The sequence below is a fragment of the Chitinophaga sp. LS1 genome (assembly GCF_034274695.1).
In the GTDB taxonomy this organism is placed as follows: Bacteria; Bacteroidota; Bacteroidia; order Chitinophagales; family Chitinophagaceae; genus Chitinophaga.
This window is the reverse complement of sequence record NZ_CP128362.1, coordinates 2,390,835-2,405,291: the sequence shown is the minus strand read 5'-3', so window position 1 is coordinate 2,405,291 and position 14,457 is coordinate 2,390,835. Positions and strand designations below refer to the sequence as shown.

General features: G+C 44.6%; 13 protein-coding genes. 7 read left to right on the top strand and 6 right to left on the bottom strand.

Annotation, left to right across the window (positions count from 1 at the left end; all coding sequences use genetic code 11):
• Nucleotides 1-26: 26 nt before the first annotated feature.
• Both QQL36_RS10040 and QQL36_RS10035 read right to left on the bottom strand, forming a co-directional pair.
• Complete coding sequence (locus QQL36_RS10040; RefSeq protein WP_321569644.1) at nucleotides 27-1,544, bottom strand: serine hydrolase; 1,518 nt, start codon at nucleotides 1,542-1,544, stop codon at nucleotides 27-29.
• A 71-nt stretch (nucleotides 1,545-1,615) separates the two neighbouring features.
• A complete protein-coding gene (locus QQL36_RS10035; RefSeq protein ID WP_083723420.1) occupies nucleotides 1,616-1,984 on the bottom strand; it encodes a winged helix-turn-helix transcriptional regulator in 369 nt (122 codons plus the stop codon).
• Nucleotides 1,985-2,200: 216 nt separating this feature from the next.
• Between QQL36_RS10035 and QQL36_RS10030 the strand changes: the two genes are divergently transcribed.
• The 7 genes from QQL36_RS10030 (at nucleotide 2,201) to QQL36_RS10000 (ending at nucleotide 8,870) form a co-directional block, all read left to right on the top strand.
• Nucleotides 2,201-2,536 carry a DUF1475 family protein gene (locus QQL36_RS10030; RefSeq protein WP_321569643.1) on the top strand — a complete coding sequence of 112 codons (336 nt, stop codon included), beginning with the start codon at nucleotides 2,201-2,203 and terminating at the stop codon, nucleotides 2,534-2,536.
• Nucleotides 2,529-3,311 carry a DUF1295 domain-containing protein gene (locus tag QQL36_RS10025; RefSeq protein WP_321569642.1) on the top strand — a complete coding sequence of 261 codons (783 nt, stop codon included), beginning with the start codon at nucleotides 2,529-2,531 and terminating at the stop codon, nucleotides 3,309-3,311. Before QQL36_RS10030 ends, QQL36_RS10025 begins: the two co-directional genes overlap by 8 nt.
• 47 nt (nucleotides 3,312-3,358) lie before the next feature.
• Nucleotides 3,359-4,393 carry an SAM-dependent methyltransferase gene (locus tag QQL36_RS10020; protein WP_321569641.1) on the top strand — a complete coding sequence of 345 codons (1,035 nt, stop codon included), beginning with the start codon at nucleotides 3,359-3,361 and terminating at the stop codon, nucleotides 4,391-4,393.
• Complete coding sequence (locus QQL36_RS10015; protein ID WP_321569640.1) at nucleotides 4,390-5,508, top strand: alpha/beta hydrolase; 1,119 nt, start codon at nucleotides 4,390-4,392, stop codon at nucleotides 5,506-5,508. The genes QQL36_RS10020 and QQL36_RS10015 overlap by 4 nt, the downstream gene beginning before the upstream one ends.
• Entirely contained in the window at nucleotides 5,487-6,737 is a 1,251-nt protein-coding gene (locus QQL36_RS10010; RefSeq protein WP_321569639.1) for an NAD(P)/FAD-dependent oxidoreductase, read from the top strand. The genes QQL36_RS10015 and QQL36_RS10010 overlap by 22 nt, the downstream gene beginning before the upstream one ends.
• Nucleotides 6,738-6,769: 32 nt before the next feature.
• On the top strand, nucleotides 6,770-7,567 hold the full coding sequence (locus QQL36_RS10005) for a DUF1365 domain-containing protein (RefSeq protein WP_321569638.1): 798 nt from the start codon (nucleotides 6,770-6,772) through the stop codon (nucleotides 7,565-7,567).
• Between the two features lie 70 nt (nucleotides 7,568-7,637).
• Nucleotides 7,638-8,870 (top strand): cyclopropane-fatty-acyl-phospholipid synthase family protein, encoded by a 1,233-nt coding sequence (locus tag QQL36_RS10000; protein WP_321569637.1) that lies wholly within the window; start codon nucleotides 7,638-7,640, stop codon nucleotides 8,868-8,870.
• 63 nt (nucleotides 8,871-8,933) lie between these two features.
• On the opposite strand, the gene QQL36_RS09995 is transcribed toward QQL36_RS10000, so the two are convergent.
• From QQL36_RS09995 to QQL36_RS09980, 4 genes are all read right to left on the bottom strand, one after another.
• Nucleotides 8,934-9,296 (bottom strand): hypothetical protein, encoded by a 363-nt coding sequence (locus QQL36_RS09995; protein ID WP_321569636.1) that lies wholly within the window; start codon nucleotides 9,294-9,296, stop codon nucleotides 8,934-8,936.
• 2 nt (nucleotides 9,297-9,298) lie between these two features.
• Complete coding sequence (locus tag QQL36_RS09990; RefSeq protein ID WP_321569635.1) at nucleotides 9,299-10,246, bottom strand: glycosyltransferase; 948 nt, start codon at nucleotides 10,244-10,246, stop codon at nucleotides 9,299-9,301.
• A gap of 192 nt (nucleotides 10,247-10,438) precedes the next feature.
• On the bottom strand, nucleotides 10,439-13,837 hold the full coding sequence (locus QQL36_RS09985; RefSeq protein ID WP_321569634.1) for an ATP-binding protein: 3,399 nt from the start codon (nucleotides 13,835-13,837) through the stop codon (nucleotides 10,439-10,441).
• Nucleotides 13,838-13,855: 18 nt separating this feature from the next.
• Entirely contained in the window at nucleotides 13,856-14,452 is a 597-nt protein-coding gene (locus tag QQL36_RS09980; protein ID WP_083723438.1) for a DUF4194 domain-containing protein, read from the bottom strand.
• Between the last annotated feature and the right edge of the window lie 5 nt (nucleotides 14,453-14,457).

Below are 14,457 nucleotides of genomic sequence, written 5' to 3'. Positions count from 1 at the left end.
TTATTTTTAATTCATCCTATTTTAATTTATTTACGTTTTACAAACACCGCCGGCGTATCATCATCCAGTCTCATGTTCAGACTATTGATGTCTCCATTATCATCCATGAGGAAATGGATTGTAGTCATACTACCTGCTGTGGGATCAGTCGTACTGTTTGCATCGAATATATCATACCCACGATGTTTTAAATACACCGTTTCCACAGGGAACCGCGCAAACAGTGAATCATTTTGCTGAAATACTTCAAAATTACCATACAGGTTATTGCCATAGGTGCCAGTCAACTCCGCGAGTGGACGGATAATGGTAGTACCTTTTATAATAACGGTATCCTCCTTTTTATCGGCTACAGGTTTCTTTGTATGTATTGCCTTATCAGCCTCTCCGTTCCAGTCTATTTTACTTAGTTTCAGCGCCCTGTCTGCAAGGATATTATGCACGATATCAGGTACTTTAGAACCCGACTGATTGCTCAATACAATGATACTTATACTATCTGTAGGGAATATACAGGTAAGGGCAGAAAAGCCATCTATATTCCCCCCATGCTCCGCCTGATAGTGACCTCTGTAAGAGCGTAAAAACCACCCCAGCCCATAGCCGTTGAAGTGCAGGTCAGGATGCAATTTGTCTGGCTGATCGTACCAGATAGCCATCTGCAAACCTGTAGCTTCGCGCACATAGGGTTCCGGCAGCACGGCTTTCCCTTTGTATTTTCCACCATTGATCCACATACTTGCCCAGTGCGCCATATCCAGCACACTGCTGTTGATACTGCCTGCCGGGGCGATTACATCGATATTGTGGTAATTCAGTTTTTTGATAATGCTATCCTGGGCTACGCTATATGGCAAGGCTACGTCCTCCTGCTTCACCATTTCTGTGACGGAGCAATCGGAATGCGACATTTCCAGTGGCTCAAAATAGTAGTGCCGGATATTGTCTTCCCAACTTTTACCGGTCAGCTTCTCTGCCACTTTGCCCTGTGCCAGGTACATAAAGTTATTGTACTCCCACCGGGAACGCAAAGGTGTGTGTGGTTGAAAATAACGTATACGCCACAAGAGAGAGTCCCTGCTTGTGGGTGGAAAGACGAACCAGGAATAGTCGTAGCGTTGCACCCCGGTACGATGCGTCATCATATCTCTGAGAGTCACCTGCTCATTCAGTTCAGGTGTGGCAAACTCCAGCTCGGGCAGGAAACGGCGAACCGGCTGTTCAAAGTCCACTTTCCCTTCTCCCCTGAGTATGCCCAACAATCCTGCTGTAAAGGCTTTCGTGTTGGAGCCTATGGCAAACAGCGTATTCTGGGTTACGGGCAACTTGTGCTCATAATCCCGGTAACCAAAGCCTTTGGCATACACAATTTTATCCTTCTCTACTACGGCTACAGCGAAACCGGCTACATGCCAGGTATGAAGGATACTATTAAATTCTTTGTCTAATCCGGCAAACCGGGGATCTTCTTTTGTAGGGGTTTGGGCATGTGCCTGAGAGAAAACCAGTGCAGACATGCAAAACCATTGGGTCAGTTTCTTCATGGTGTGGGTAGTATCCAGGTAAGATACTCAAAATATAGAGTTTTTCACAACGTGAAATGCTCAAGGCAATACTATACTGCGACAGCTTTCTCGTCGTAGATGATACTGGAAAACTCACACAATTTTTCCAGTAAGCCACAAAGTTCTACTCCATTTTCCGTGAGTGAGTAAACAACTTTAGGCGGCATGCCGGGAAACTGCTGACGGGTGATCAGCCCTGTCTTTTCCAGCGTTTTTAGCCGGTCTGACAGGATATGATCTGTAATGTAGGTCAGCTCTTCCCTGATTCCTGAAAATCTATTATTGCCTGCTTCTATACAGAATAAGATATCTGTCGTCCAGCGACGGCTCATAGAAAACAACAACTCATTCAACGGACACTTGCTCTCCAGGAACGATTGATTCTGATAATTAGACGAATTAGTCTTTCTTTCTGCCATAGTGCTCTAAAATTCAAAGTTTACGATCGGGTTCGTCCTTGTAAAAAGTGACAGGTATAGAAAAGATACTGCTATTATGGAAATTAGGCAAACTAAATTATCGTTAATTGATGAGTGGCAGCAGCCTGAACCAGACTATTCCCTGTAGTGTGAAACCAAAGGTATTTATTCTTACGTATGTTATCATACCGTCATTAGCAAATCTGTCGGCAGCACATGATCACTTTTTTAAAACTACTATTCAGCGCATTATTGATCTGGATGTGTTATGTGGTGATCACGACCAGTATAGCAAGCAACCTGTTCAAAGAATGGGATTTCTTAGGCGGTATACCCTGGATGCGCGCCACGCTCTGGGATTTTTATACCAATGTGCTGGTCATTTTTGTATGGATCTGTTACAAGGAAAAAACGATCTTCAGCAAAGGAATCTGGCTTGTATTATTAGTTACACTGGGTAGCATTGCCAGTTGTATATATATGCTGGTGCAGCTTTTCCGTCTCTCGCCTGGAGAAGGCCTTAAAGAATTATTCGGGAAACAACATGGATAACCTTACAATCGTCTTACTGCTTATCATGGTATGTGCAATGATCATGGCCATGGTATGGGGATGGGCGCGTGCTATCAATAATGCCAGCGTAGTAGATATATTCTGGTCTTACAACTTTCCGGTCATCGGCATATTATTGCTATTACTGGCAGATGGTTATACCCTGCGTAAGTATATGGTCTGCGGCATGGTGATCATTGCCGGCATCAGACTCGGCACACATTTACTGATCAGGATCTCTCATCATTTAGCTATCGAAGATGGCCGCTATCAACAACTGCGAAAGGAATGGGCGCCACATGCCGACAGGAAATTCTTCTGGTTCTTCCAGTTTCAGGGATTGTCAAATGTACTGTTGTCCATACCATTTATCATCTGTGCCCTGAATAAAGAAAGCGCATTAGGCGTTGCAGAATATGCGGGTATCCTACTCTGGTTCATGAGCGTAACAGGCGAGGCTATTGCAGACAGGCAATTACATACATTCAAAATTAAAAATAAAGGATTAGTATGCAATACAGGACTATGGCGATATTCAAGACATCCTAATTACTTTTTCGAATGGATGATGTGGGTATCTTACAGCATCTTTGCACTCGGTTCTCCTTATGGATATCTCGGCGTGATCAGTCCCCTGATCATACTGTACCTGCTACTGAAAGTGACAGGCATTCCAGCTACAGAAGAGCAATCATTGCGTTCCAAAGGAGAAGCCTATAAAGCCTATCAGCGCAGCACCAGCGCCTTCATTCCCTGGTTCCCTGCCAGACAATAAAATTCCGTTCTTACATATTGTGTTTATCATTTTCAATCATATTCAACATGTGGTACGATACCCTCATTGAAAAAAATTCTGTTCCTGATATATTGTTGCGCAAAGGCATCAGAAAACTGCTGAAGCAAAGACTGGACGATGAGAACAAAGGTGATGCAGAAGCACAACAGGCACACCTCATGTCGCTGATAGATCAGCTAAAAGCGTCTCCTATTGCTGTGAATACTGCTGAAGCCAATACACAACACTATGAAGTACCCACTCCATTTTATCAATATTGCTTAGGTAAACACCTGAAGTATTCCTGCGGATACTGGCAGCCAGGTGTGCAGGAGCTGGATATAGCAGAAAGAGATATGCTGGAACTAACCTGTCAGAGAGCGGAACTGACCAATGATATGAACGTACTGGAACTTGGATGCGGATGGGGATCACTGTCTCTCTTTATGTCCTCAAAATTTCCCGGGAGCCGGTTTACGGTGGCATCTAACTCACGTACACAAAAAGAATACATCGATGCACAAGCCGCGGCGCGCGGCATCAACAACCTCACGGTGATTACAGCAGACATGAATATATTTCATACAGATCAGCAGTTCGACAGAGTCGTATCTGTAGAGATGTTTGAACATATGCGCAACTATGAGAAACTGCTGAAAAAGGTAGCTTCATTTTTAAAAGCAGACGGAAAGCTGTTCATTCATATCTTTACACACAAAGAGTATACTTACCTGTTTGAAGTGAAAGATGAAAGCGATTGGATGAGCCAATATTTCTTTACGGGGGGAGTAATGCCGGGCGATGACCTCATGTTCTACTTTAACGAACATCTATCTGTCAGTAAACACTGGCATGTAACAGGTACACATTACGGCAAGACAGCAGAAGCATGGCTGCGCAATATGGATGATCATAAAGCGGAAATAATGCCACTGTTCGAAACTACCTACGGAAAAGATCAGGCACTGAAATGGTGGGTATACTGGCGCCTGTTCTATATGGCCTGCGCTGAACTATGGAATTATAACAACGGGAATGAATGGATAGTCAGTCATTACCTGTTTCGAAAAAACGCTGTATGATCCGTCTTATTTTAATTATCCTTTTACTGCTGACATCTTTACTCACAGTTATCAAAGCACCAACTTACAACCTGTGGAAGCTCGCTATTGCCGCAGCTGAATTCGCGTGGGTTTTTATTGCTATTACGATAGTGGTTTTATTGAGTGGTTTCCTGGCGCAACGCTACACTACGACTGGAACAGTATTAGGCTTGATTGCCATCGTACTTTTTCTATCGCCGCTCTTTAGAGCATATGATGTAGCCAGTCACCTGCCAAAAGCAATGGACAAGGCCCTCCGCGATCAATCGGATGCCACGCCTTTGAACCTGTCTGTCATATTCTCCGGTTACAGAGAAGCGCCTGTTGCTTATAAAAGTCTGCCTTATTGTGGCAATCTGCATCTGGACTTCTACCCTGCTATACATCCGGGCAATCATCCTTGTGTAATAATGGTGCATGGCGGATCATGGAGCAGTGGGAATAGTCAGGATCTGCCTGAACTGAATACATATCTGGCAAATCATGGCTATCATGTAGCTGCTATCAATTACAGACTGGCACCGCAAAACATCTGCCCTGCACCGGTAGAAGATGTGTATCAGGCCATGGATTACCTGCGCGCACATGCGGAAGAATTAGGAATTGATACAAACAATTTCGTACTGGTGGGACGTTCTGCAGGTGCACAGATTGCACTACTGGCAGCCTACAAACAGCATGTGCAGGGTTTAAAAGGTGTAGTAGATTTCTATGGTCCTGCTGATATGGTATGGGGGTATTCACTACCCGCAAGTCCGTTGGTGATGGATTCCAGAAAGGTCATGGAAAACTACCTGGGTGGCACTTACAGCGCTGTTCCGAATAATTATGCAGCCAGTTCCCCCGTTGAATTCGTGAACAAAAAAACAGTGCCTACGTTAATCATTCATGGTGAACATGATGTACTCGTAGCATATGAACATAGCATCAGACTGGAAAAGAAACTACAGGACAACGGTATTAAACATTTCTTTCTCTCACTGCCATGGGCCACACATGGGTTTGATTACAACCTGAAAGGCCCGGGCGGACAATTATCCACCTACTCGGTATTAAGATTTTTACAAAATATATGTTACGAACAGCAATCATAGGCACCGGCATAGCCGGTATGGGATGCGGACATTTTCTACACCCTACTGACGACATCACGTTTTATGAACAACTCGATTATGTAGGTGGTCATACAAACACTGTGACTGTAGATGAAGATGGAAAACCGGTGTACATTGATACCGGGTTTATGGTTTTTAATTACCAGACGTATCCCAACCTTTGTAAACTGTTTGAACAGATTAAAGCGCCTGTGAAAAAGACTGACATGTCTTTCAGTGTGCAACACGTTCCCTCTGGCCTTGAATATAGCGGATCCAGTATCAATCATCTTTTTGCACAGCGTAAAAATATTTTCAATCCTTCTTACATCAGGATGCTCATGCAGATTGGCCGCTTCAATAAAGAGAGCGTACGTATTCTGGATGATCCTAAATATGCGAATCATACTATCGGCCAATTTATACGCGAAGGTGGTTATGGTGAAGACATGTTGTGGAAATACCTCGTACCCATGAGCTCCGCTGTGTGGTCTACTCCTATGCAGCAGATGCTGGACTTCCCTGCGGTGACACTCATCCGTTTCTTTTACAACCATGGTTTTCTCGGCCTGCATACACAACACCAGTGGTATACACTGGACAAAGGGAGTCAGTCATACAGAGAGATCTTAATTGCACCTTTCAGAAACCGTATTCACACCAACAGAAAAGCAGTGAAAGTAACACGCATGCCTGACGGAAAAGCTACCGTGCATGCAGCAGATGGCACAGCACAGGAGTACGACAGAGTGATACTAGCCTGCCATGGCGACCAGGCACTGGCATTGCTGGACACTCCAACTAATAAAGAACAGCAACTACTTTCTGCTTTCAAATATCAATATAACAAAGCTGTATTACATACAGATGAGAAGACCATGCCAGTTAAAAAGCTGGCGTGGAGCAGCTGGAACTATCGTATAGACAACGAGCAACCCAGTACCATTTACTGGATGAATAAGTTACAAGGTGTATCCGACAAGAAAAACTATTTTGTATCTATCAATCCCCATGCGCAGCTGGATGCCAGTAAGATCATCAAAGAGATAGACTACGAGCATCCGCTATTTGATCTGGCTGCTATTGAAGCCCAGTCTGCTTTACCACAATTGAATGCCGATGGTCCTGTCTACTATTGTGGTAGTTACTTTAAATATGGATTCCACGAAGATGCATTTGCCAGCGCGGTGAATCTCTGTTCTCATTTGTTAAAGAGACACGTTATTTAATCCATATAACGATTTATTCCGTAGATATTTTCATGCGCGGAACCTCTATTCATTCATGTTTATACAGGGCACAGGTAATGCACCACAGGCTGTCGCCAAAGCGGCACCAGTTCAATTACCAGGTGTTTATGTTTTACATAGATCTGGATGAAGTTGATTATCTGTCAAGGCACCTGCGCTTTATGAGCAGGAATCGTTTTAACCTGTTTAATTTTCGCGATAAAGATCATTTGCAGATAACAGATAGTCAAAACACCCGTGAACAGATCCTTGCTTACCTTCAACAGCAGGGCATTACAACGCCTATCGGGCGCGTCATGCTACTGACTAATTTATGTACGTTAGGGTATCAGTTCAATCCTGTTTCATTCTATTACTGTTATGATATGCAGGGGCATCCTGTTTGTTCTGTAGTAGAAGTATGCAATACATTCGGGGAATTGAAACCTTATTTACTGAACGATACAACACGCAAACAGAAAGGATTCAGGCTGTATACAGGTAAATACTTTTATGTGTCTCCTTTCTCCGACATGGATACACAATTTGATTTTGATCTGAGTATACCGGGAGCACGATTGGATATACGCATCGATGATTGTCATAAGAGTGGCGAACGATTTTTAATCAGTACACTAAAAGGGGAAAGAAAACCTCTGACGGATGGAATGCTGCTCTATTACTTTTTCAGCTTTCCGTTGATTACGTTCAAAGTGATCTGGATGATTCACTGGCAGGCACTTCGCTTATGGTTGAAGAAGTTGCCCTTTCACGCAAAAGCAGCAAACAAGCACCTGCAGCGTGATCTTTATAGACCATACAAATCATAATTATATTTTCTCACAGGGGAAACTATTAACGTCAGTTAATGGTAACGGCATTCCCATATATATACTTGACATGCAAACATCCACCCTTCCATATGCGAAAAAGAGTAAAAGTATCTATCAGGATATTGTACTGAAAGTGATGGCTGGTATGAACCGGGGATTGCTACACCTGACTTTGCAGGATGGTGAACAGCTCACTATCGGAAATGGAGAAGGTAATATCAGGGCGAATATCCGTATCAATGATGCAGCGTTTTACAGCAGGATACTGTTGTATGGAGATGTAGGATTTGGAGAAGCATATGTAGATGGACTGTGGGATACAGACAATATCACGAACGTGATAAAGTGGGCGTTACATAATGTAGAGAACACACCGGGATTATCAGGTAGTAAAACAAAACAATTTGCTTTTAACCTGTTTAGCTGGTTCAATAGATTGTACCATAACAGGAGAGCGAATACCCTGAAAGGGTCACGGAAGAATATCTCTGCCCATTATGATCTGGACAATGATTTCTTTGCCAGCTTCCTGGATCCGACTATGACATATTCAAGTGCTTATTATTATAAAGAAGATCTGACGCTGGCAGAAGCACAGCTGGCAAAGTATGAGCGGTTGTGTCAGCAACTACATTTAAAAACGGATGATCATGTGCTGGAAATAGGCAGTGGCTGGGGTGGAAATGCCATTTATATGGCAAAGACGTATGGTTGTAAAGTAACGTCACTGACTATTTCCCAGGAGCAGTATAAACTGGCTGTAGAGCGAGTTTCTGCTGCAGGCCTGCAAGACAAGGTGAATATCCAGCTAAAAGATTACAGGATGATGGAAGGCAGCTTTGATAAGATTGTATCTATCGAAATGCTGGAAGCTGTAGGGCATGATTATCTGCCGATGTACTTTACAAAATGCCATGAGCTGTTGAAGAAAGATGGCATACTGGCCATACAGGTGATCACTGCTCCTGATTCAAGGTATGATAGTTTAAGAAAAGGTGTGGATTGGATTCAGAAACATATCTTCCCGGGGTCATTGTTACCATCAGTAGCAGCTATCAACAATGCAGTGAACAGAACCGGAGATATGACAATGGTAGACCTAAAAGATTTAGGTCCTGACTATGCAAGAACATTGAAGGCATGGTTTGATGCCTTCAATGAAAACCTGCTGCCTGATATGAGCGCTGCATTTATCCGCAAGTGGAATTATTACCTGTGCTATTGCGAGGCAGCATTTGCTATGCGGAATATCAATGTAATGCAGCTGGTATATACCAGACCCAATAATATGAGCCGATAGTTATTAAATCCTATATAGATGTACGTGGAGAAGAAGGCAACCTGTAATGGGTTGCTTTTCTTTTTATACTACGTCCGGCACGAAGTTGATCTCAGCCTCGTCTTTAAATGCAACATACACTCTTTTCCATGGCTGATCATCTATCAGTTGCCACTTGTGGCCACTGCCAGTCGTATCCATAGCTATCAGTATATCGCCGGGTTGAAGGGTGAAGGTTTCGCCCGGACCGGTTTCAAACAACAAGGTCCCTGAAAGCGTGATCACATACTGTGTAGTGGGTGCCGGATGCCAGTCATAAAAACTATGCGCCGGTGTTTCGTTGAACATAATTGATGTTGCAGGATTTACCTGCAAATTCGATATTGTACCTACCTGTACATAAGAATGGCCGTCATTGCCTGTGTATAACTTGTACGCCCTGATCATAACTATTTAAACATTTTCCTGAATGATTCCAGCAATCTCACCGGCAGTGACTTTGCACGGGAGAAAGCCTGTTCCGATGCCTTACGTTCCTGTAGTATTTCTGTACTGATCACATGATCTACTTTTATATAGCGCGAAAGACGCCTGACTAATCTAACTCTTTTTCTCCTTACATGTATAAGCTGTATCAGTTCTTCATCACCAATCTCTCCTTTTAACTCTTTCACTTGCAACACTGGTACAGGATGATTGTTTTTTATTTTTTCCATATACCCATACCCTACCTGTTGTTTACTATGCACACGGTAACGGATCAATGGCTCTTCTATATATCCAAGCATCTTTGCATTTGCTGCCACCAGCGCGATCCACGCATCATGCCAGATCTTGTGCATCAGGCGAAAAGGCAGGATCTGTGACAGGCTCTCCTTTTTGAGCGCCAGCGTAGCCCCGGTTACAATACGACCGTGTTTCAACAGGTAGCGGAGCAGGTCATCTTTTGTTTGTGCATATGCTCTTACTTCGGCAGTAAAGCCCACTACATCCCACAAGGTAGAAGGTAATGCGGCACTGTTTTCATCCATGAACACTCCATTGGTAAACACTACTTTGTCCTGCGGATGCGCAGCAAAATGCGCAACTACCTTTGCCACCTTCTCAGGCAACCAGCAATCATCATGATCACTCAGAAAGATGATGTCTCCCTTGCTCTCTGCCAATGCACGTTCGAAATTCTTACGCGCACCTTTGTTCTTTTCATTGCGGATAATGCGGAAAAGATCCGGATAGCGGCTGGCATAATCATGTAATATCCGGGTAGTCTGATCTGTAGAAGCGTCGTCGATCACTACGATCTCATTCACACGAAGCGTTTGGTGAATGATGGTTTCCAGTTGTTCCGGAAGGTATTTTTCACTGTTGTAGGTGCAGATGCCGACGGATATGATCACTATTCTTCGATTTTTCTGCAATATATAAAAAAAGAGGCCGTATCATGAGTTTAAGATTACGGCCTCTTTTTCTGAAAATGGTTTTCATTCCCCGTTAGAGAATTCCCCTCTTTCATGAATATTTTATTCGGGTACCTGATGGAGATAGGTAACCTTTTAAGTAATTCTGAAAAGGTCTAATTTTTGTATTGATCAGGCAACTTCTACATCGGATATCTTATCCTGCAATTCTTTTACCGTCATATTGTAGAGCACACTGTGCCTGTTATTCACCCTTTGTACCAGGTGCACATGGGCAATGAACTGTTGTACCACGGCAATCTTATCACTTGGCGTTACCACCAGCAATTGTAAGTGCAGCTGCTTACAGAGTTCCATGAGGTAAGTCGCCTTTTCCTCATCCTGGTTACTGAAGCTCTCATCCACCGCAATGAAGCGGAGGCTGCGGGTATTTTTGCCTTCTCTCGTAATACCAAACTGGTACGCAATGGCACTACAAAGAATGGTGTAGGTCAACTGTGCTTTTTCACCACCGGACAATTGCCCCATCTGGCGGTAGATCTTCTTGGATTCATTGGTATTGCGATACCTTTCATCTGCCCAGAATTCAAACCAGTTACGGGCATCCATCACCCTGTTACGGTAAGTTTCACTTTCATCCAGTGCGGTGATCAATGGCATCACCCTTTCACGGAAGTGCGTGGCCTTTTCTTCGAAGCTGCTCTGTTGCCAGTTAGCCGCCTGTGGCAGGGCATCGAGTAAGCGGCTTTTGAATTCCCTTACTTCTGTACCGGTAGGCACTGGTCGCTTCACCAGCTGGATATAAGTATCCGGCAAACGGTTGAAGTTGATGCCACTCAGGGATTGATTCAGCTTGTGGATCGTGTTGGTGATATCACGCTCCCACTTTTCCATCTCCTCATTCAGCCCACCGATCTTGTAAGTGATGGTGACGTTGATATAGCTTTCGAAATCCTTTTTGAAACGGGGCAGGTTATCATTGCTCAGTTTATCCAGCCATTCGATGTATTCGCCCGCATTTTTCGCCTCTTCTGACATGGCATGTACATCTGCACTCCAATCGGGGAAACGCGCTAATAACTCAGGAGAAGGGTTTTTAAGACGATTGATACTGCGGTTCAGCAATACTTCTTCCTTATGGCTGGCATCTTCTGCCTGCTTCAGGTTTTGTTCTTTACTATCACGCAGCGATTTGTACACGCTACCGATATTATCCAGCGTCACCTCACTCAGTTCCTGGCTATGCTGCTGTTGGAATTGCAACAGCTGGTCTTTGTCTGTATCTGTAATGTGCTGTAACAGGGCCTGCAGGTTTTCCTGCTCTGTTTCCATATCAGAGATGGTACGTTGTGCCAGCGCTTCGTTCCTGATGAGGGTCGCCTGTGATTCCTGTACGTGCTGCTTTTGTTTTTCTACATCCTGCAACTGTTCTGTCAGTGCATCCAGCTCCATATTTTCATCACGCATGGAAGCGATCTGCTCTTCTGCTTTGTGAATGTTCTTTTGGAGCTTAGGGATGTTCAGCTCTTCAAACCCCTTGTGTTCCTTTAAGCGGCCGGCAGCATAGAATTGCTTTTGCAACCGGGCAGAACGGGTTTTGCAGGTTTGTAATATTTCGGTGCTGGACATAATGGCTTCATTCAGCTTATTACGTTTAGCAATCAATGCTTCTTTTTTCCTGTCGTTGTTCCACCCCATTACATAACGGGCTTCGTCATTCCTGCCGGAGCGGTCATCCTTTTCATGACGATCCCTGTTCTTGATCAGCCCTTCGATGGTAATGGCCATATCATAACGATGCAGGGACTTTTCGTTTTCTACACAGGTGTAGTTGAAGTTCTGGATGATCTGTTGCTCTACCCACTCTGTGAGTTTGTGATCAGGATGGAAATCCAGTTTTTCATAGACGGTGTTTTCATCCGGATACAGGGTGAGTGCAGATTCCTTGATCTGGTAGTAAACCAGACGGGTACGCATGTTATTGTTGTTCACATAACTGGTCACCTTTTTGTAGTGCTTATCCGGCACCAGCAGGCGCAGTGCAAAGGAATGCAGCAGTTTTTCGATAGCAGGCTGCCAGTGCAGTTCTTCTGGTTTCACCTGTATCAGCTCACCTGCAAAGAGGATCTCGCCTTCATCTATTTTCAGGTAATTGCACATGTCTTTGCGCAACTGGATCAGGTGAGAAGGGATGTTGTTCTTTGACTGGTGCAGGAGTTCGATTTCCTTTTCCAGGCTATCTTTTTCACCATCTGCTTTTTCCTTTACACGCTTGGCGCTGTACTCATCTTCTTCATTGAGGCGCTGTTCTGTTTCGAGTTTCAGCGTGGCACGGCCGGCTTCTTTCAGGAGACGTGTATAGGTAGCTTCGTCGTTGATTTCGTTATCCTTTACATGCAGTGCTTCGCACCAGTTCATAAACTCCTGCAGGTTAGCTTCGGCCGCTACTTTCTTCTGGCGCAGTTCCTCGATGGTCTTTTCCAGCTGCTGCAGGCGCTGACCAGCTTTGTTCTGTTCCAGCATATTGCGGGTAGTACGCTCCTGTTCCAGCAGTTCATTCATCTGCGTTTTAGACTCTTCTATCTTGCGAAGCAGGGTTGTCACTTCCAGACGTTTCTCCAGCAAAGCCTGTCCCAGCAACTGGCTACGGGTAAAGCTATTCCAGATGGTAGCCGTATTCAGGTCCTGCTTGTAACCGGAGATCTTTGCAGAAAGGTTGGCAAAGTTTGCATGGTGCTCCCTGATAGGTTCCAGCATGCGGATCTGTTCTTCTGCCTTTTCGATATTGCGTTGCGCATCCAGCAAAGTGGTCAGGTGTTTTTTCAATTCCTGAAACTGCTCTTCCATATTGCGGGGTTCCAACATGTTGGTACGGATAAAATCATCCAGGTTACCCAACACCTTGATACCTACGGTCTGGTTAAAGAGCTGTAATGCCTGTATACTCTGCATGCCCAGGGCATCTACCAGTCGCTGTGCATATTTGCTGGCGGCGTCAAACCATTCTACCTGTTTACGCGCACCTTTGTTAAAGAGCTGATCGATACGTTTTTTCCACTGACCACCCAGATCGAACGGACGGAAATCGTCAGCAATGTGCATGGCTCTGTGTGCGACACCGAAGATCTTGCGCATGTCGCCATTTACGAAGTAACGCACCTGGAAGATGGTCACAAACTGTTCTGCTTCGTTGGCAAAGCTGGCCAGCAGAATGCTGTAGGCTTCTTCTTTGTTCTCGCGCAGGTACAGGGTTTTGGTCACACCGGTGGCATCGTTGTTCACCATACCATAACCTCCCATTACATAGGAATCTTCGGTACGGTCACCTTTCTTTTCACTACCACTACTCTGGTTATAAAAGCGATATTTCTTTTCCGGCACCATCAGGGTGAGCAGGGCATCGATAAAGGTGGTCTTGCCACTGCCATTAGCGCCGGTGAGCAGACTGGTCTCCCCTTCTGGCTTAATTGCATGAATGTGTTCATCAAAGGTTCCCCAGTTGAACACTTCCATATATTGCAGGCGGAAGCCGGTCTTTTGACTATCTGTACTGAATACGTTTAATTGCATTGGATGAGTTGGTTTTGCTTACTCTGCCTCCACAGGGGTTTCCTGGTGAGCGAGCAGTTGTTGCTGGAATTGTTCCAGCGCTTCGCCGTCTACTTTAGCTTTGATGATCTTCCTGATGCGGAACTTCTGTTCATCGATCAGGTCGTTGTTTTCTGTTTTTTGCAGGAAGCCGTTTTCTTCCACTTTGTCGATCAGCCTGTCTATATCTTTCAGGAAGCGGATACGGCTGGCGCCTTCCTTGAAGAACAGTTCTGCATATTCCTTGATCTCTCTTCTCTTCTTGATCAGCTCACGGGAAGAAGAATCACTGATTTCGAATTCTGCCATCATCTCGCGCAGCAACACCAGCATGATACTTTCCTCGTAAGAGAAAGAGCGGCGTTGTACCCAGCTTACATAGGCTTCTTCGTCTTCTGACATGGCATGCTTTACAAATGCATAGCCATCCTGTTCATCCAGTACCAGTGTGAGGCCCAGTTGCTGAAGAAAGATGATCAGTTCCACCTTGTATTGCAACAGTTTCTCCCAGGCACTTTTTTCTACATATTCTACGGGTCCTTTGAGCAACTTGACCACTAAGGATGCGTAGGGTAATATTTTGACAGGTGTACTCATACTTG